Here is an 18,904-nt window from a genome sequence, read left to right as displayed (position 1 = left end):
CTTTAACGGCGCGTGCGGAACACGATTTCCGTCCTTCAGTCTGCCGATCGGACGACAATGCCAATTCATGAACTTGCAGCCCTCGGGGCCGCGACCTGCTGGGCCCTGACGGGGCTGATTTCCGCCGGACCTGCCGGTCATCTCGGCGCGCCGACCTTCAATCGTGTGCGCCAGATTTTCGTCACGGGGCTGCTGACGCTCTACGTTCTCGTGACCGGCGCGTGGCGCGAGCTGGACGCGGCGACGATCACGCCGCTGCTGCTCTCCGGTTTCATCGGCATCTTCATCGGCGACACCCTGCTTTTCTCGACGCTCAACCGCGTCGGCCCGCGCCGCTCCGGCATCCTTTTCGCACTGAATGCACCGATCGCCGCCCTGCTCGGCTGGCTGGTGCTGGGCGAGGCACTATCCGTCTCGGCTGTCGCCGGCATCGCGGTGACGGCCATGGGCGTCTTCCTCGCCATCATCTTCGGCAAGCGCAAGGCGCAGATGCATGAGTGGGAGACGATCAAGGGGCCGCTGTGGATCGGCGTGCTCCTCGGGCTGGGTGCCGCGACCGGCCAAGCCATCGGCTCGATTATCGCGCGGCCCGTGATGGAGACCGGCCTCGACCCGTTCGTCGCCTCGCTGCTGCGCGTCGGCGTCGCGGCTGCCTGTCTCAGCGTCATGGCGCAGCTGCCGATCGCCTCCGTCAAGCCGAAGGGACCGCTGACCCCGAAAGTGCTGGCCATGACCGCGCTGACCGGCTTTACCGCCCTTGCCATCGGCATGACATTGCTGCTTTTCGCGCTTTCTGGCGGCAAGGTCGGCATCGTCTCGACGCTCTCGGCCACCTCCCCTGCCATCATCTTGCCGATGCTGTGGCTGCGGACCGGCGAACGCCCGGCGGCGGGCGCCTGGGCGGGAGCGGCTCTCGTCATTCTCGGTATGGGGCTGATCTTCATTCGCTAATGCTTATTCATGCCCGTTGCGAATAACTGCTGTGCCGAATGGTGGATAAAACTTTAAGCGAAATCTAACGGTCGAGGCCTACGACTGGAACAGTTTCTCCAGCTTAGGCAACAGCCATGCGCAATATCCCCATCATCGGCAAATTCCTCGTCATCCTCTGCGCTTTCGGCCTGTTCGTCGCCGGCGTGACCGCCTACAGTACCTCGCGTATCGCCTTCATCGATACGTCCTATTCCACGCTGCTGAACGAAGAATCCACCGCGACCCTAATGCTGGCGCGCGCAAGCCGCAGCCTCGTCTCCGTCCGCTCGGCCATTGCCGACGTTTTGATCGCGCGCACGCCCGAGGCAAAGGAAGCCGCCGTTGCGGATATAAAGCTGAGCGAGGGCTTCTTCTCCAAACAGATGGATACGGCCAGCGCCGCCGCGCCTGCCAATGAGCGGATCAAGGCCATCAAGACGGCAGCGCTCGATGCCTTGAACAGTCAGTGCGGTGCGCTGATCGCCGACGCCGGCGCGGCATTGGATGACGCCGCGGTCACCCGCACCCAGGCCGATTTCAACGCAACCTGCAAACCCGCCTTCGCCACTGTGATCAACGACATCACCGACGAGATCGGCAAGATCACCGCTGTCGGCGAAGCGCGCCATCAAGCCCTTGTCGATGCCACGCGGACCACCATTCTGACGACGATTTTCGCCGTCGTCATCGGCCTCGCGGCCATCCTCGTCGCCGGCTTCTTCGCCATCCGCGCCTGGATCGCCCGCCCGTTGAACATTCTCTCCGGCACCATGACCACGCTCGCCAACGGCGATCTCGAAGTGGCGATCGCAGAGACCGAGCGCCGCGACGAAGTGGGCGGCATGGCCCGCGCTGTGCAGGTCTTCAAGGATAATGGCCTGCGCACCCGCGCGCTCGAAGCCTCCTCCGAAGCCCAGCGCACCGCAACAGAAGCCGAGCGCCAGCGCAGTGCCGAGGTTGATCGCGTGCGCGCCGCCGCCATGGCCGAGGCGACCGAAGGTCTCGCCGGCGGCCTCAAGCGCATGGCACATGGCGATCTCGCCTGCGAGCTGACGCAGTCCTTTGCCCCGGAATTCGAAGCGCTTCGCCAGGATTTCAACGCCGCCGTGGGCCAGTTGCGCACCACGCTGCAATCCGTCTCCGAAGCCACCGGCGCCATCGACAGCGGCTCGCGCGAACTGAGCCAGGCCGCTAACGACCTGTCGCGCCGCACCGAGCAGCAGGCCGCGGCCCTCGAAGAGACCGCTGCCGCTCTCGACGAGATCACTGCCAATGTCTCCAATTCCTCCAAGCGCGCCGAGGAGGCCCGCGCCAAGGCATCGGAAGCCACCGGATCGGCCGATCTTTCAACCAAGGTCGTCTCGGATGCCGTCTCGGCCATGCAGCGCATCGAGGACTCCTCGCGTCAGATCTCCAACATCATCGGCGTCATCGACGAGATCGCCTTCCAGACCAACCTGCTCGCTCTGAATGCCGGTGTCGAAGCAGCACGCGCCGGTGAAGCCGGCAAGGGCTTCGCGGTCGTCGCGCAGGAAGTGCGTGAACTCGCCCAGCGCTCGGCGCAGGCGGCCAAGGAGATCAAGGAACTGATCCGCCATTCGGCCAGGGAAGTCGAAGGCGGCGTTCGTCTGGTGACGGAGACTGGCGAGGCGCTGAAGATCATCGGCCAGCATGTCAACGACATCAACGGCCAGCTGAACGCCATCGCGACCTCCGCCCGCGAACAGTCGATCGGCCTTGCCGAGGTCAACTCCGCCGTCAACCAGATGGACCAGACGACACAGCAGAATGCCGCGATGGTGGAGCAATCCACCGCCGCCAGCGCCTCGCTTGCCACCGAGGCGGAACGTCTGCGCCAGCTTGTTGGGCAGTTCCAGGTCGGCGCAGCATCGAGCCGCGCTGCGGCACCGGCAAGGGCGCCGGTCGTCGCGGCCAATACCACCGCGCGCCCCACCGCCTCACCGGCCCGCCGTATGGTCGGCAAGATTGCCAGCGCCTTTGACGGCGGTGCGGTCGCGCCTGCGGCGGAAGCCGGCTGGGACGAATTCTAAGCGGAAATAGTCGTCTCGCCGGGGCCTGTTACCCCGGCGGGAGCGCCAGTGCCTACAGCCAGCCGTTCTTGCGGAACCGCCAGTACAGGAAGCTGCAAGTCGCCACGATGGCGGTCAGCACCATCGGATAGCCATATTCCATCCGAAGCTCCGGCATATCGGAAAAATTCATGCCATAAATGCCGGCGAGCGCCGTCGGCACGGCAAGAATCGCCGCCCAGGACGCGAGCTTCTTGGAAATCGCCGTTTCCTGGCTCTGGCCGACCAGCAGGCTCGCCTCGAAGGCGAAGGCCAGCACTTCGCGCAGGCTGTCGATCTTTTCCTGCACCGTGCGGATGTGGTCGGTCACATCGCGAAACAGCGGATGCATGGCTGCCTGAATTTGCGGCAGATCGGAACTGGTCAGCCGCCGGCAGACCTCCACCAGCGGCAGCGCGGCGTTGCGCAGGCGCAAGAGATCGCGCCGCATCATGTAGAGCCGCTCGATTTCCGGCCCCGTCATCGGCTTGAGCAGCACCTTGTCCTCGATCTCCTCGACCTCGTATTCGAGCTGCTCCAGCACCGGCATGTAGTTGTCGACGATGAAATCGAGAATGGCGTAAAGCACGAAATCCTCGCCCTTCGCCAAGGAATGTGGGCAGGTCTCCCAGTGCTGGCGCACGGTCGCGTAGGAGGTCGAGGGGCCATGCCGCACGCTGACGATATAGCCATTGCCGACGAAGAGATGGGTTTCGCCGAAGATGACGCGGCGATCGATCAGCTGCGCGGTGCGCGCCACGATGAACAGCGCATCGCCATATTGCTCGAGCTTGGGGCGCTGATGCGGATGCTCGGCGTCCTCGATGGCGAGATCGTGCAGATGAAACTGTGCCTGTACGCGCAGGAGAAGCTCGCGGCTCGGCTCCAGAAGCCCGATCCAGACGACATGGCCTTCCTTCGCCGCCCAGGCGCCCGCCTCCTCGACAGGAATATCGGCGATGCGCCGCCCAGCCATGTAAACACTGGAGGCAACGATGCCTTCTTCAGGGGAGACGGATGTGAATGTGCGCGTGTGATCCATCATCCCCTCCGTCTGGCCGGGCACTAATTTAGCGCAGATTCGCAAATGCTTCGAGGAAAAGCTTGCTCTTTGTCAAGGTAAGAGACGGCCTGCCTCCTGCTTCACACCATTGAGCCTATTTTTTGTGCAGTCCGCCTCTTCCTTGCGCGATACCAATGCCTTCCGGGCGGGCGCGGTCGCTGCGAGGCAGAAAATTCCGCCGATTTCCGCGGCAATCTCAATCTGGCACGGCGCATGCATATGAAAGTTCAATGACTGCCGACAGGATGTCCGGTGGTCTTGGAACCAAGCGTCACGTGAGAGAACGAAATGACCAAGTTTAAGCTCGAATACATCTGGCTCGACGGCTGCAAGCCCACCCCGAACCTGCGCGGCAAGACCCTCATTAAGGAATTCGACGCTTTCCCGACGCTCGATCAGCTCCCGAACTGGGGCTTCGACGGCTCCTCGACCCAGCAGGCCGAAGGCTCCAGCTCCGACTGCGTGCTGAAGCCGGTCGCTTCCTATCCGGATCCCGAGCGCAAGAACGGCGTTCTCGTACTTTGCGAAGTCATGATGCCCGACGCCAAGACGCCGCATCCGTCCAACACCCGCGCGTCGATCCTCGACGACGATGGCGCCTGGTTCGGTTTCGAGCAGGAATATTTCTTCTACCAGAACGGCCGCCCGCTCGGCTTCCCGGATGCCGGCTTCCCCGCTCCGCAGGGTCCGTATTATTGCGGCGTCGGCTTCAGCAATGTCGGCGCCGTCGCCCGCAAGATCGTCGAAGAACATCTCGACATCTGCCTGGCTGCCGGCATCAACCATGAAGGCATCAATGCCGAAGTCGCCAAGGGCCAGTGGGAATTCCAGGTCTTCGGCAAGGGCTCGCGCAAGGCCGCCGACGAAATCTGGCTCGCCCGCTACCTGTTGCAGCGCCTGACGGAAAAGTACGGCATCGACGTCGAATACCACTGCAAGCCGCTCGGCGACACCGACTGGAACGGCTCGGGCATGCATGCCAACTTCTCGACCGAATATATGCGCGAAGTCGGCGGCAAGGCCTATTTCGAAGATCTGATGGATGCGTTTGCCGAAGCCCGCGCCGACCACATCGCCGTCTACGGCCCCGACAACCACATGCGCCTGACCGGCAAGCACGAGACCGCCTCGATCCACCAGTTCAGCTACGGCGTGGCTGACCGCGGCGCCTCGATCCGCGTGCCGCACAGCTTCGTCAACAACGACTACAAGGGCTACCTCGAAGACCGCCGCCCGAACTCGCAGGGAGACCCCTACCAGATCGCTTCGCAGATCCTCAAGACCATTGCTACGGTCCCGACCGACGTCGAAAACCGTCAGGCCGCCTGATCTCTCCCAAGGCACATCCGCAACGAACGCCCCGCATCTTGCGGGGCGTTTTCGTTTGTCGAAGCGGATATGAAAAAACATCTCTTGAAAGCAGACGCGGGAAGGGTGAGTAAAAGCCGATAGGGTTCCTATATGGAAACGTGCCGATTCCGGCAGATCGATTTCCTCCCGCGAAACAAGGTTGAATTTCATGACCGAAAAATCACCCAGCGACAATTTTCCCGCCGGCTACCAGCCGCCCAAGGTCTGGGAATGGGAACAGGGCAATGGCGGCGCCTTCGCCAATATCAACCGCCCTACCGCCGGCGCGATCGAAGACAAGGACGTGCCGGTCGGAAAACACCCGCTGCAGCTCTATTCGCTGGCGACGCCGAATGGCGTGAAGGTTGGCATCATGCTGGAGGAGCTTCTCGCCGCCGGCCACACCGACGCGGAATATGACGCCTGGCCGATCCGCATCGGCAATGGCGACCAGTTCGGCTCCGGCTTCGTCGAGGTCAATCCGAACTCCAAGATCCCGGCGCTGATGGACCACGCGCCAAAGGGCGGCGGCGCGCCGGTGCGCGTCTTCGAATCCGCCTCGATCCTGCTCTACCTCGCCGAAAAATACGGCGCCTTCCTGCCGAGCGACCTGCGCGCCCGCACGGAAACCCTCAATTGGCTGTTCTGGCAGATGGGCTCCGCACCCTTTCTCGGCGGCGGTTTCGGGCATTTCTATGCCTACGCGCCGATCCACATCAAATACGCCATCGACCGCTACGCCATGGAAGTGAAGCGCCAGCTCGACGTGCTCGATCGGCATCTCGCCGACAACCAATATATGGCCGGTGCCGACTATACGATCGCCGACATGGCGATCTGGCCGTGGTATGGTGGCCTCGCACTCGGGCAGGCTTACGGCGACGCCGGCACCTTCCTCGACGTGCAGAGCTACAAGAACGTCCAGCGCTGGACGGCCGAAATCGCCGCACGCCCTGCGGTCAAGCGCGGCCGCATGGTCAACAGACTGACCGGCGATCCGTCCGAGCAGCTGCATGAACGCCACGACGCCTCCGACTTCGACACGAAGACTGAGGACAAGATCGGCCAGAACGGGACCTGAGGACATGGGAAAAGCAACTCTGCCCGACATGATCAAACACCGCGGCTTTCCCTCGGGCATGCCGGGCACAGGTGTGCAATTCACCATCCGCCGCGCCAATCCGCGCGGGGTGACACCCATCAAGGCGCTGCCCCGCAAGGCACGCGCGGGAACGGCCGAGTACCGTATCGACGCCGCTTTCGTGCATGCGCTCTGGCATCATTTCGGGGCCGAGCCTTTCGAGCGCGGCAATCTCGATGCCGCACGCCTAAGCCTGCTCTTCGGCCGTGAAGTCGTGGCGGCGGACAAGGAATTCGATCCGCTGTCCTACGAGGCGATGCTGCAGATCAACGAACGCGTCGCCCGCCAGAGTTTTCCGGAAGCCTTCGACGACGTCTTCGAAGTCTGAACGGCACTACTTCAGTGCGAGGACCACCGACCCGGCAACCGGGTCGGTCACGCCGAGCCCACCGCCGAGATCCTCGAGGGTCGCGCGAAAACTGTCGAGCGTGGCAATCATCTGCGGCCGGCTCGCCGCCATCGCGTCCATGCTGTCCCATTCTGCGACAATGCAGTACCGCCCCTCGCCCGACTGGATGATATTGGCGTGACGCAGGCCCGCCCAATTGCCGGCGACGCCGCGATGGGCATCGAGGAAGGTCGCCTCCATGCCCGGTTTGACTTTAAAACGCACGACATTGAATGCGGTCATGGCAGCCTCCGGTGCGGTTGAAAACAGGGTTGTCCCCAAGCCACCAGATTACCACGCACAAAGAATAAGAAAAAGCTAAAATGCCTTGCGCCGGAGCACGAGGTAGACGGCGCCCGCGCTCATGACGGCCAATGCATACCAGGTCAGCGCATAGACCAAATGACTGTTGCGGAAGGTCACGACCGTCAGGCCGCCAATGGGAAGACCGCCCATATTGGGTGTCGCATCCGCATCGATGAAATAGGGCTCCACATCGGTCAGTCCCTTCGCCGCCGCGATGGCCGCCACGTCGCGGGAGAACCAGCGGTCGCCGGCCGGGTCATTGGCGCGCAGGAAGGCCCCGCCGGGCTCGCTCAGGCGCAGGAGCCCTGTCACGGAGACCGGTCCGGCGGCCAATTCACTGGCAAGGCGCGCCTCGGGAGAGCGCTTGTCCGCCGGTACGAACCCGCGATTGACAAGAACCGTCGAGCCATCGGCCTGCCGCAGCGGCGTCACCACCCAGAAACCGGCACCGCGTTCCGTGACGGCCTGCACCAGCACCGATTTTGCGTGATCGAAGAGGCCCGTGGCGGTGACGCGGCGATATTCGTCCTCCGCCGGATCGATAGCACCCGAAGGCGCCGGCACCGGATCGGCATGGATGCGCGTTTCCACGCGGGCGATGAGGTCGAGCTTCCAGGAAAGGCGCTGCACCTGCCAGCTGCCGAGCGCGAGGAAGACGGCGACGAGGCAAAGCAGGAAGACCGTCAGGGCCAGACGGTTGCGGGAGGGCGGCTTGTCCTCTCCGCCCGGTCCATTATCTGCGCACACAGCCACGTCAGGGCATATTCTTCATCATCTCGTGGGTCATCGGCATCATGTTGGCATTGAGATGATGCATGACCCAGAGCGAGCCGGCGAGCGCGATGCCGACGATGATCAGCGTGAAGATCAGCGCCATCATGGTCCAGCCGCCTTCCGAGCGGGTGTTCATGTGCAGGAAATAGACCATGTGCACGACGATCTGCACCACGCCGATGCCCATGACGAGAACGGCGGTGAGGAGCTTGCTGTCGAGCACGCCGCCCATGACCAGCCAGAACGGAATGGCCGTCAGGATAATCGAGAGCACGAAGCCGATCATATAGCCCCGGAACGATCCGTGGCCTGCGCCATGCCCGTCGCTGTGGGCATGATGGGCGTCATGCGCGCTTTCGTGAGTGGGGTTCGCGCTCATCCGAGGACTCCGAGCAGATAGACGAAGGAGAAGACGCCGATCCAGATGACGTCGAGGAAGTGCCAGAACATCGAGAGGCACATCAGCCGGCGGCGGTTTTCAGGCGTCAGGCCGCGCTTCTTGACCTGTACCATCAGCGTGATCAGCCAGATCGTGCCGAAGGTGACGTGCAGGCCGTGCGTGCCGACCAGCGTGAAGAAGGACGACAGGAAGGCCGACCGCGTCGGTCCCGCCCCTTCGAGGATCAGGTGGTAGAACTCGTAGAGTTCCAACCCGAGGAAGGCCGCGCCGAAGACGCCTGTTATGCCGAGCCAGACCAGCGTTTCCATCTTGGCGTTGCGCTCCATCTGGAGCATCGCAAAGCCGTAGGTGATGGAGGACAGGAGCAGCATCGCCGTGTTGATGGCGACGAGGTTGAGGTCGAAGAGATCGGCCGGCGACGGACCGGCGGCATAGTTGCGGCCGAGCACGCCATGCGTCGCGAAGAGCACGGCGAAGATCAGGCAGTCGCTCATCAGGTAGAGCCAGAAACCCAGCATGGTGCTGTTTTCCGGGTGATGGTCTTCCTTGAGGTAGAAGACGGGCTTTCCGTCAGGATTTTGGACTTGGGTCGCGCTCATGGGCTCAGGTCCGTTCTGCAAGCAGCGTCGTGCGCGCATCTTCCGTCGCCGTCACGGTCTCGGCGGGGATGAAGAAGTCACGATCGTAGTTGAAGGTATGGGCGATCGACACCGCGATGATGGCGATGAAGGAAACCGCCGCCAGCCACCAGATGTACCAGATCAGCGCGAAGGCAAGAACGATGCTGATGCCGGCGAGAATGACGCCCGTGCCGGTGTTCTTCGGCATGTGGATCGGCCTGAAGCCTTCGGTCGGACGCTCGTAGCCGCGGTTCTTCATATCGTACCAGCTGTCATGGTCGTGCACGACGGGCGTGAAAGCGAAATTGTAGTCCGGCGGCGGCGAGGAGGTCGACCATTCGAGCGTGCGGCCGTTCCACGGATCGCCGCTGTCGCAGCGCAGCTGGTCACGCTTGAGATAGCTGACGACGAGCTGGATGACGAAGGAGGCGATGCCGATGGCGATCAGGCCCGCACCGAAGGCCGCGATGATGAACCAGATCTGCAGCGACGGATCCTCGAACTGGCTGACGCGGCGGGTGACGCCCATAAGGCCGAGCACATAGAGCGGCATAAAGGCGAAGAAGAAGCCGATCTGCCAGAACCAGAAGCTCATCTTGCCCCAGAAGGGATCGAGCTTGTAGCCGAAGGCCTTCGGGAACCAGTAGACGACGCCCGCCATCAGGCCGAACAGCACGCCGCCGATGATGACATTGTGGAAGTGGGCGATCAGGAAAAGCGAGTTGTGCAGCACGAAGTCGGCCGGCGGGATCGCGAGCATGACGCCCGTCATGCCGCCGATGACGAAGGTCACCATGAAGCCAATCGTCCACAGCATCGGCACCTCGTAGCGGATGCGGCCGCGATACATGGTGAAGAGCCAGTTGAACATCTTCGCGCCCGTCGGGATCGAGATGATCATGGTCGTGATGCCGAAGAAGGCGTTCACCGAGGCGCCCGAGCCCATCGTGAAGAAGTGGTGCAGCCACACGAGATAGGACAGGATCATGATGACGCAGGTCGCATAGACCATTGAGGCATAGCCGAAGAGGCGCTTGCCGCTAAAGGTGGCGACCACCTCAGAGAAGATGCCGAAGGCCGGCAGGACGAGGATATAGACCTCCGGATGGCCCCAGATCCAGATGAGGTTGATGTACATCATCGGATTGCCACCAAGGTCATTGGTGAAGAAGTTCGTGCCGACATAGCGGTCGAGCGACAGGAGCGCGAGCGTTGCCGTCAAGATCGGGAAGGTCGCGACGATCAGGATGTTCGTGCAGAGCGACGTCCAGGTGAAGATCGGCATCTTCATGAAGGTCATGCCGGGCGCGCGCATCTTCACGATGGTCGCGATGAGGTTGATGCCTGACAGCGTGGTGCCCACGCCCGCCACCTGAAGGCCCCATATGTAATAATCGACACCCACGCCCGGACTGTAATCGGCGCCCGACAGCGGCGGATAGGCCAGCCAGCCGGTGCGCGCGAATTCGCCGACGAACAACGACATCATGATGATGATGGCGCCGGCCGTGGTCATCCAGAAGGAGAAGTTGTTGAGGAAAGGGAACGAGACGTCACGCGCGCCGATCTGCAGCGGCACGACATAGTTCATGAAGCCGGTGACGAAGGGCATCGCCACGAAGAAGATCATGATCACGCCATGGGCGGTGAAGATCTGGTCATAGTGATGCGGGTTGAGGTAACCCTCGTTGCCGTTGAAGGCGATCGCCTGCTGGATGCGCATCATGATCGCATCGGCAAAGCCGCGCAGCAGCATGATGATGGCGAGGATGATGTACATGATGCCGATCTTCTTGTGATCGACGCTCGTGAACCATTCGTTCCAGAGATAGCCCCAGAGCCTGAACTTCGTGATGAGCGCCAGGACGGCGAGGCCGCCGATGGCCACAGCCGCGAAGGTCACGACGAGGATGGGCTCGTGGTAGGGGATCGCTTCAAGGGAAAGCCGACCGAAGAGGAATTTCGTGAGGCTGATGTCACCGAACATGGGATCGTCCAATTGCTTGTCGAGTGCGCATCCGCGTCAGGCGCGGGTGCCATGAAATCCTGGTTTTGACTGCATTATCCGACGCCGAAGCGATACCGCTCCGGCCGGAAATGCGCTAGTGCGACTGGTGCGCGTCGTGGTTCATCGTGGCCGGCTCTTCCTGCCGCTCTTCGATGCCTTCGGCGGGCTCTTCGCTGCGTGCAGGGTTGCCGGTTTCCGGGAAGGTGGCGGCGGGCGCCTCTTCCGCGGCATGCCGGTTGTCGTGCTCCAGCTTGGCCTTGTTGTCGTGGCTCTCCTTGCCCGCACCGCCCATCATGTCGATATGCATCATGTCCTTCATGCACATCTGGCCCTCGCGGGCGCACAAGTTCAGCACGGCTTCATAAAGCCCGTTCTCGACGGTCGCGTAGTAGCGCACCGGCTCCTTGGTGCTCGGCTTTTCGAGTTTCAGATAGGCATCGCGGTTGAGCGCGGTCCCGTTCTGCTTCACGCGGGCGACCCAGGCATCGAAGCCGGCCTGATCCACGCCGTGGAACTTGAAGCGCATATGGGAGAAGCCGTCGCCGCTGTAGTTGGACGACAGGCCCTCATACTCGCCGGCCTTGTTGATGACGGCGTGCAGCTTCGTCTCCATGCCCGGCATGGTGTAGATCATGCCGGCAAGGGCCGGAACGTAGAAGGCGTTCATCACCGAGGAGGCGGTGAGCTTGAAATTGATCGGCACATCGACGGGAGCCGCCATCTCGTTGACGGTGGCGATGCCGTAATCCGGATAGAAGAACAGCCACTTCCAGTCGAGCGCCACGACCTCGACCGTGATGGGCTTCACCGCGTCGGTGACCGGCCGGGCCACATCGATCCGGTCGAGCGGGCGATAGGGATCGAGCTTGTGCGTGCTCACCCAGGTGATCGCGCCGAGCGCGATGATGATGGCGAGCGGCGCCGACCAGATGATCACTTCGAGGCCCGTCGAGTGATGCCATTCGGGATCATATTTCGCCGCCGTGTTCGACTGGCGGTAGCGCCAGGCGAAAAACAGCGTCAGGAAAATCACGGGCACGATGATGACGAGCATCAGGATCGTCGAGATGACGATGAGGTCTCTTTGCTGCGCCGCAATATCACCCGAGGGCGACATGACGACCAGATTGCACCCCGAAAGGGTGGCCATCATCAGGGCAAAAAGGGTGAATCTTCGGGCTAAACTGAATTGCTTCGGCATTTCGGCCTCAACTTGCGTTCTGTCTAGTCGGCAATAATCGGGCACAGCCACAGTTGGAAATGAGGTCCATCGTCGCAGCGCAGCATTCTGTCGCAGGAGGTTAGTCAATCAGGGACTATCTGTCGATGCGCGTTTGTACTAGCGCATTAGAAATGCCCGCTATCAATTCCGGCACCCGAAGGACAATGTGCTCCGGTTCGTGATCTGTCCTTGATATCGGACGCCGTTTGATCAACATTCTAACCACATGACGCAAATCCGCGCGGAGGAGTTCATGAGTTCGGCCACCCAACATCCCACATCGTCAGGCCTGGAACGGGATGCCCGTCGCATGCATCACGACGACAAGCCCTTGTCGCCGGGCAGTGTCGCCATCGGCGTGGTCATCGGCCGCACCTCCGAATTCTTCGATTTCTTCGTCTACGGCCTCGGCTCCATCCTCGTCTTCCCGAAGCTGATCTTCCCCTTTGCGTCGAGCGCGGTCGCGGCGACCCTGATGTCGTTTGCGCTGTTTCCGCTGGCTTTCCTGGCCCGGCCGGTCGGCTCCTTCGTCTTCATGTGGATCGACCGCAACTATGGACGTGGCACGAAGCTGACCGCGGCCCTCGTCATCCTCGGCGGCTCCACCGCTTCGATCGCCTTCCTGCCTGGCTATGACACGATCGGCTACTGGGCTGTGGCGCTGCTGGCGCTGTTCCGGCTCGGGCAGGGCTTTGCCCTCGGCGGCGCTTGGGACGGGCTGGCATCGCTGCTCAATCTCAGCGCGCCGGAAAACCGCCGTGGTTGGTATGCAATGATCCCGCAGCTCGGCGCGCCGTTCGGCTTTGCGCTCGCCAGCATTCTTTTCGCCTATTTCGTAACGAACCTTTCGGAATCCGACTTCCTCGCCTGGGGCTGGCGCTATCCGTTCTTCGTCGCCTTCGCGATCAACGTCGTGGCGCTTTTTGCCCGCCTGCGCATCGTCGCCAGCAAGGAATTCGGCGCGGCCATGGAAGCGCAGGAGCTTCAGGCGCGGCCGATCTTCGAAATGCTGAGCAAACACGCGATGGACGTCGTGCTCGGCGCCTTCGTGCCGCTCGCCAGCTTCGCCATGTTCCATCTCGTCACGATCTTCCCGCTGTCCTGGGTCACGCTGACGGGCGGCCAGTCGGCGGCGCAGTTCCTCTGGGTGCAGGTGGCGGGTGCGGCGGTCGGCGCGGTCGGCATCGTGCTATCAGGCGTCATGGCGGACCGGATCGGCCGACGCAACCAGCTGATGGTCGGCGCGATCCTGATCGCGATCTTCTCCTTCTCCGCACCCTTCCTGCTCGATGCCGGCGGCAAGGGACAGGATGCCTATATCCTGATCGGCTTCTTCATCCTCGGCCTGACCTTCGGCCAGTCCTCGGGTGCGGTCTCCTCGCGCTTCACGCAGCAATACCGCTATACGGGCGCGGCGTTGACCTCCGACCTTGCCTGGCTGCTCGGCGCCGGCTTCGCGCCGCTCGTGGCGCTCGGCCTTGCCAGCACCTTCGGCATCGTCTTCATCGGCGGGTACCTCATCTCGGGCGCGATCTGCACCATCGCGGCGCTGACGCTGACCCGCGCGATTCAGACGTAAGGACACGAAGGCCGGTCCGTGGCGGGCTGTTTAAGCCCGCCTTGCGGCGGCTGACCCGGCTCAAAAAACAACCTGGAAACAGAAAGGCGTGGCTCGGCTTCATTTGGCCGAGCCCAAGTCACCGCTCCGTGTTATCAACGGCGCACCGATTCTCAGCCTGTCGATGCCATGAGCCCCAAAACCCGCGGTTACCTTTTCACCTTCCTGGCCATCTGCATTTTTGCCGGGCAGGACGCGATCACCAAATATCTTGGCGATCGCTATCCCGCGCTGTTCATCACGATGATCCGGTTTTGGGCCTTCGCGCTGTTTGTCACCGGTTTTGCCGCATCCTCGCCGGGCGGCCTGCGCCAAGCAATCCGCACGCGCCGCCCATGGCTGCAGATATCGCGCGGCCTGCTGCTGGTCGCGGAAATCGTCCTCATCGTCTTCGCCTATGTGCATGCCGGCCTTGCCATGAGCCAGTCGATCTTCCAGGCGACACCGCTCATCATCACGATCCTCTCGATCCCGCTGCTGGGCGAAGCGGTCGGCTGGCGGCGCGGGACGGCCGTGCTGGTCGGCCTTGTCGGCGTGCTCGTGATCATCAATCCCGTCAACGTGCATTTCGACCTGTCGCTGCTTCTGCCGCTCGGCGCCTCCGTGCTTTTTGCGCTATACAGCATTGCGACACGCGCCGTCAGCCGCGAGGATTCCGCCGTCACGAGCCTGTTTTATGCCGGCACCGCAGGCGCGGTGGCGATCTCGCTGATCGGCCCATTCTACTGGACGCAGGTTGTTCCATCCGACTGGTTCGCGCTGGCAGCACTCTGCATCTGCGGCACCCTCAGCCACTATTTCCTGATCCGCGCCTATGGCCTCCTGCCGGCGGCGGAAATCCAGCCGATCACCTATTTCCAGCTGGTTCTCAACGTCATCCTCGCCGTCACGCTGTTTAACGAGATCATCACGCCCAACATGGTGATCGGCGCGGCCATCGTCGTCGGCGCAGGCCTTTTCACCATCTGGCGCGAGCACCAGCTGGCGAAACGCACGTCGGCTGCGACACCCTCGGCCTGAAGCCGATTGGACGTCCATTGCTGCAGCGATAGCCATAAACAGAGCCACCCGCTGCATGGTCCCTCAAGTCGAAGAAGGGCTGCATGCGGCTTGAAATCCACTATTTTGATCCGGCTGATTCGGACATGGCAGGAGACAAACAATGCGCGCAACACTGAACGAACTTGCGGCGGACTTGGCGACAGGCAAGGTCACCGCGTCGCAACTGGTCGAGGCATCGCTCGCGCGCATTGCCGATCCATCGGGCGAAGGCGCGCGCGCCTTCGTCAAGGTCCATACGGACAAAGCACGCGCCGCGGCCAAGGCTGCCGACGATCTGCGCAAGGCCGGCCTCGCCCCCTCGCGTTTCGCCGGCATTCCGATTGCGGTGAAGGACCTGTTCGACCTCGAGGGCGAGCCGACGCCGGCCGGTTCCAAGGTGCTGGCCCATGCCGCACCGGCCAAGGCGGATGCGCCCGCCATCGCACGCCTCAAGGCGGCCGGCTTCATCGTCATCGGCCGCAACAACATGACCGAATTCGCCTTCTCCGGCGTCGGCATCAATCCGCACTACGGCACGCCCGCCAACCCCTACGACCGTGCGACCGGCCGCATTCCCGGCGGCTCCTCCTCGGGTGCGGCCGTTTCCGTGGCGGACGGCATGGCGGCGGCCGCGATCGGTTCCGATACCGGCGGCTCCTGCCGCATCCCCGCCGCGCTCTGCGGCATCGTCGGCTACAAGCCGACCGCCAGCACCGTGCCGACCGAGGGCGCGCTTCCCCTCTCCTTCACGCTCGATTCCATCGGCCCGCTCGCCAATAGCGTTGATTGCTGCGCCAGCCTGCACGAAATTCTGAGCGGCGCGACGCTTGCCAGCGAAGGCGAGCGTTCCGTTGCGGGTCTGCGCATCGCCGTGCCGCAATCCGTCGTCTTCGACGGTATCGAGCCGCAGGTGGCAAAGACTTTCGAAGCCGCCATCAAGCGCCTCGCCGATGCCGGTGCGATCGTGACGGAGATCGCACTCAAGCAGTTCGAGATGGTCCTTCAAATCAACGCCAAGGGTGGCTTTCCGGCGCCCGAAGCGCTCTCCTGGCACCGCGACCTGCTGGAAGAACATGGCGATGACTACGATCAGCGGGTCCGCGCCCGCATCCTGCGCGCCAAGGAGCAGACGGCAGCCGACTATATCGACATGCTGCACCTGCGCCGCGCCTATATCGAGGAAACGAACCGCGCCATCTCGCCCTACGACGTGCTCGCCATGCCGACCGTCCCAATGATCGCCCTGTCCATCGCATCGCTCGAAGCCGACAACGATCTTTTCGTGAAGACCAACCTGACGCTGCTGCGCAACCCGACGCTCATCAACATGCTCGACGGCTGCGCCATCTCGCTGCCGGCGCATGGCGAGGGCGAAGCCCCGGTCGGCCTGATGCTGGCCGCCGCGGGCGGACGCGATGCAGCACTAGTTGCCAACGCAAGGGCGGTCGAAAGAGCTCTGCGGCGCTAAAGCCCGATATCTCCCATCAAGAAGATTGCGGCCCTGCCGGACGCCGTGCGGCCGTTTACGGCGAGGCAGCGACCGTCCGTTGCGGCGCGAGCGCATGGGCGACCGCGATCCGCGCCATTTCGAGCGCTGCTTCCCGCGTCGTCGCCGCGGCGATAAACCGGCCGTTGTGGCAGAATGTAGCGCCCGCGACGCCGCAGACCGCCGCCAGGGTCTCCCCGGTCAATCCCGCCCAGGCCGCCGGCAGATCGGCGCGCAGCTCGAACCCGTCGCTCGCCCGCCGGATGCCGGTCAGGCACCAGTCGGTGTCTCGCGGATGAACCACGAACAGCAGGTGATCGGCACCCGCCTTGACGATCGCAGGCCGGAACGGCATGCCCATCGGAAGCTCCAGCACGCGTCCGTCGCCGGCCGCCGCAATCGCCCGAAGCACGATCGACTCGGCGCGGAGTTTTGCCGCCGCCTGTCTTATCGACGCTTCCACGAAACCGCGGGCGATCGCGAGCGCCTCGTGAAACGCCCGGTCGTCGGCACCCGGCTCCTTGTCGTCGAAGACGGGCTTGAGCGTTTCCAGCAGGACGGGCAGCGTCAGCTTGGCCAGCGCGCCGGCCGCCGAAGGACTCAGGGCGCCATTGTCCATCAGATCCACCGGCAGCACGAAATCGAGATCGAAGCTCGCATGCAGGGCGTCGATATCGTCGGCGGGGATGCCCGCGGCATTCAGATAATCCCGGCCGAACTGGCGCCAGACCAGCCCGAAGGAGCTGAACGGCTGGCCGTCATCGCGCAAGGGTGCGCCGCGCTGATGATGATCGAAAATCCCGGCAGCCGGATCGAAGGCGCCGCCGACGTCATAGATGATCCTGTCGTCCGCCGGCGTGATCCAGTCCGGCGCGCGGCTGCGCACGATGCGGGCCGCCGGAAACAGGCGCGTCAGGATCACGCTCGACAGCAGCTCATCCGCATGGAAGCCGCCGGAATGCGTTACGAGGAAATCGGGGGCCATGCTGGTCAACCTATCGAGAGTTCGTCTTGAGACGCCCGGATATCGATTGGACGCCCGCGTTTCAAGGGCCGACGGCCTGCTCTCAGGATTCATAACGTGCAATGCGCGAAGCGCGCATCGCCTTATAGCGCCATCCCGTCAGCCTTGCGGACCGGTGCTCGCCTCCCAGAGGTCGCGCACCAGATCGCGAAGGAGGAGAGCTTCCGCCCAGCGGTCCGTCGTGTCGTTGCCGTCCCGGCCGGTGATCGCATAGGGTTTCGGGCCGAGCTCGCAGGTGAAGGCGAGCGTCGCATCCTCGGCCGATCGGGCACGCCATCGGCGGAAACCGTAATCCCACCAGCCGAGGAAGAGATCGAGCCAGGGGCGATGATGCGGGAAGGAAATTTCGATCTGCACCTGCTCGCGCGAGGCAACGCGACCGTGGAAGGCCTGCGCGTTGTCAAGAATACGCCGGATCATGGCGTGGTTCTCTTCCGCAACCGGGAAAGCGAACTCCCGGCCGACCAGGAAATGCGAGAGATCGGCAAGCAGCGGCAGGTCCGGACGCCGGTCGAGAAGGTCGAGCGTGAAGAAGAGGTCCGTCGTCATGCGGTCGCGGTGCGTTTCGATGAAGACGGAGATGCCGGCCTCCTCGGCCAGGCGCATCCAGCCGTCGAGCAAGGGCAGGCAATCCTCCACTCGGCGCAACCGGACGTCGGGTTGCAGGTTGATGTGGCTGACCGGGAATTCCGCCGCCAGTTCCAGCGGCAGGCGCAGGTCATCGACGGTGCGCGGGAAGCAGACACCCTCGATCCTGAGGCCGGTGCCCTGAATGGCGTCGTCGAGCGCAACGACATCCGCACGGTTCGTATAATGCGCGCTGATGCCGTCGAAGCTTGCCTTCGCGATCATGGCGATGTTTTCCGCCAGGCTTCGCTCGTGGCCGTCCGTATGCCGGCGCTCCATGGCCCAGAGCGACTGGAAAATATCAAGCCTCTGCATCACGCCGCCCGTGCGCTTTTGAGGAGCGCCTTGAGGTTCACTGCGGGATCGGCAAGGGCCGCGGGGTCGGGGCTGATGCCAGCCGCGATCAGCATTTCCGCGAGCTTGATATCCTTGGCGAGGCTATTGCCGGCACCAAGGGCGGCGGCCGCGACGAGCCTGCCATCTTCGAGGTAGAATTCCAGTTCACCCTGTGCGAGCGATCTAAGGATGCTCTGATGCTCGGGCCGCGGCAGGCCGGCGACTTGCAAGCCGAGATCGTACTGATCGGACCAGAACCAGGGGATGGCGGCAAAGGTTTCGGATGCGCCCGCCATATTGCGAGCCGCGGTTTCGGCCTGGCTGCGCGCATTGCGCCAGCTTTCGAGACGCACATGCCCACCACCCGGCTGCGCCACGGCCGCGCAATCGCCGGCCGCGAAGATATGCGGGTCGCTGGTGCGCAGAAATGCATCCGTAAGGATACCGTTGCCGATCGCC

Annotated in this window: 18 protein-coding genes; 8 read left to right on the top strand and 10 right to left on the bottom strand. The window is 63.2% G+C overall.

From position 1 onward, the window contains the following. Positions 1-57 precede the first annotated feature (57 nt). Positions 58-951 carry a DMT family transporter gene (locus ACOZKU_RS25220; RefSeq protein ID WP_421581212.1) on the top strand — a complete coding sequence of 298 codons (894 nt, stop codon included), beginning with the start codon at positions 58-60 and terminating at the stop codon, positions 949-951. Positions 952-1,067: 116 nt separating this feature from the next. Beyond that, on the top strand, positions 1,068-3,023 hold the full coding sequence (locus tag ACOZKU_RS25215) for a methyl-accepting chemotaxis protein (RefSeq protein WP_421581211.1): 1,956 nt from the start codon (positions 1,068-1,070) through the stop codon (positions 3,021-3,023). 52 nt (positions 3,024-3,075) lie between these two features. Here the strand turns inward: ACOZKU_RS25215 and ACOZKU_RS25210 are convergent, their stop codons facing one another. Then, positions 3,076-4,083: a magnesium and cobalt transport protein CorA gene (locus tag ACOZKU_RS25210; protein ID WP_421581210.1), complete on the bottom strand. Its 1,008-nt coding sequence runs from the start codon at positions 4,081-4,083 to the stop codon at positions 3,076-3,078. Positions 4,084-4,392: 309 nt separating this feature from the next. On the opposite strand from ACOZKU_RS25210, the gene ACOZKU_RS25205 reads away from it, so the two are divergent. The 3 genes from ACOZKU_RS25205 (at position 4,393) to ACOZKU_RS25195 (ending at position 6,923) form a co-directional block, all read left to right on the top strand. Then, positions 4,393-5,433: a glutamine synthetase beta-grasp domain-containing protein gene (locus tag ACOZKU_RS25205; protein WP_314091254.1), complete on the top strand. Its 1,041-nt coding sequence runs from the start codon at positions 4,393-4,395 to the stop codon at positions 5,431-5,433. 190 nt (positions 5,434-5,623) lie between these two features. Next, positions 5,624-6,535, top strand: coding sequence for a glutathione-dependent disulfide-bond oxidoreductase (gene yghU, locus ACOZKU_RS25200; RefSeq protein WP_421581209.1), 912 nt, complete (start codon positions 5,624-5,626; stop codon positions 6,533-6,535). Positions 6,536-6,539: 4 nt separating this feature from the next. Beyond that, positions 6,540-6,923 (top strand): hypothetical protein, encoded by a 384-nt coding sequence (locus tag ACOZKU_RS25195; protein ID WP_117370138.1) that lies wholly within the window; start codon positions 6,540-6,542, stop codon positions 6,921-6,923. Positions 6,924-6,929: 6 nt separating this feature from the next. Here the strand turns inward: ACOZKU_RS25195 and ACOZKU_RS25190 are convergent, their stop codons facing one another. The 6 genes from ACOZKU_RS25190 to cyoA all read right to left on the bottom strand — a co-directional run bounded on the left by ACOZKU_RS25190 (position 6,930) and on the right by cyoA (position 12,244). Then, positions 6,930-7,226, bottom strand: a complete 297-nt coding sequence (locus ACOZKU_RS25190) for an antibiotic biosynthesis monooxygenase (protein WP_421581208.1) — start codon at positions 7,224-7,226, stop codon at positions 6,930-6,932. Between the two features lie 75 nt (positions 7,227-7,301). After that, on the bottom strand, positions 7,302-8,042 hold the full coding sequence (locus ACOZKU_RS25185) for an SURF1 family protein (RefSeq protein ID WP_421581207.1): 741 nt from the start codon (positions 8,040-8,042) through the stop codon (positions 7,302-7,304). A 1-nt stretch (position 8,043) separates the two neighbouring features. Further along, a complete protein-coding gene (gene cyoD / locus ACOZKU_RS25180; RefSeq protein ID WP_421581206.1) occupies positions 8,044-8,442 on the bottom strand; it encodes a cytochrome o ubiquinol oxidase subunit IV in 399 nt (132 codons plus the stop codon). Next, the gene (gene cyoC / locus ACOZKU_RS25175) at positions 8,439-9,062 is read right to left on the bottom strand and encodes a cytochrome o ubiquinol oxidase subunit III (RefSeq protein WP_421581205.1); all 624 of its coding nucleotides are present in this window, start codon (positions 9,060-9,062) and stop codon (positions 8,439-8,441) included. The genes cyoD and cyoC overlap by 4 nt, the downstream gene beginning before the upstream one ends. A gap of 4 nt (positions 9,063-9,066) precedes the next feature. Continuing rightward, on the bottom strand, positions 9,067-11,070 hold the full coding sequence (gene cyoB, locus ACOZKU_RS25170; RefSeq protein WP_421581204.1) for a cytochrome o ubiquinol oxidase subunit I: 2,004 nt from the start codon (positions 11,068-11,070) through the stop codon (positions 9,067-9,069). A gap of 115 nt (positions 11,071-11,185) precedes the next feature. Next, positions 11,186-12,244, bottom strand: coding sequence for a ubiquinol oxidase subunit II (gene cyoA / locus ACOZKU_RS25165; protein ID WP_421581203.1), 1,059 nt, complete (start codon positions 12,242-12,244; stop codon positions 11,186-11,188). Positions 12,245-12,566: 322 nt separating this feature from the next. On the opposite strand from cyoA, the gene ACOZKU_RS25160 reads away from it, so the two are divergent. The 3 genes from ACOZKU_RS25160 (at position 12,567) to ACOZKU_RS25150 (ending at position 16,440) form a co-directional block, all read left to right on the top strand. Next, positions 12,567-13,892 carry an MFS transporter gene (locus tag ACOZKU_RS25160; protein WP_421581202.1) on the top strand — a complete coding sequence of 442 codons (1,326 nt, stop codon included), beginning with the start codon at positions 12,567-12,569 and terminating at the stop codon, positions 13,890-13,892. A gap of 168 nt (positions 13,893-14,060) precedes the next feature. Continuing rightward, positions 14,061-14,951, top strand: a complete 891-nt coding sequence (locus tag ACOZKU_RS25155; protein WP_421581201.1) for a DMT family transporter — start codon at positions 14,061-14,063, stop codon at positions 14,949-14,951. Positions 14,952-15,093: 142 nt separating this feature from the next. Then, positions 15,094-16,440, top strand: coding sequence for an amidase (locus tag ACOZKU_RS25150; protein WP_421581200.1), 1,347 nt, complete (start codon positions 15,094-15,096; stop codon positions 16,438-16,440). 55 nt (positions 16,441-16,495) lie between these two features. On the opposite strand, the gene ACOZKU_RS25145 is transcribed toward ACOZKU_RS25150, so the two are convergent. The 3 genes from ACOZKU_RS25145 to ACOZKU_RS25135 all read right to left on the bottom strand — a co-directional run. Beyond that, on the bottom strand, positions 16,496-17,443 hold the full coding sequence (locus tag ACOZKU_RS25145) for an MYG1 family protein (RefSeq protein WP_421581199.1): 948 nt from the start codon (positions 17,441-17,443) through the stop codon (positions 16,496-16,498). A 138-nt stretch (positions 17,444-17,581) separates the two neighbouring features. Then, entirely contained in the window at positions 17,582-18,427 is an 846-nt protein-coding gene (locus ACOZKU_RS25140; protein WP_421581198.1) for a sugar phosphate isomerase/epimerase family protein, read from the bottom strand. After that, a partial coding sequence (locus ACOZKU_RS25135; RefSeq protein ID WP_421581197.1) for an oxidoreductase C-terminal domain-containing protein occupies positions 18,424-18,904 on the bottom strand: 481 nt, incomplete at its 5' end. The genes ACOZKU_RS25135 and ACOZKU_RS25140, both read right to left, overlap by 4 nt.

The organism is Shinella sp. M31, from assembly GCF_049199205.1.
GTDB lineage: Bacteria > Pseudomonadota > Alphaproteobacteria > Rhizobiales > Rhizobiaceae > Shinella.
Note: the sequence above shows the minus strand (reverse complement) of the source record. Positions and strands in the feature narration are given on the sequence as shown.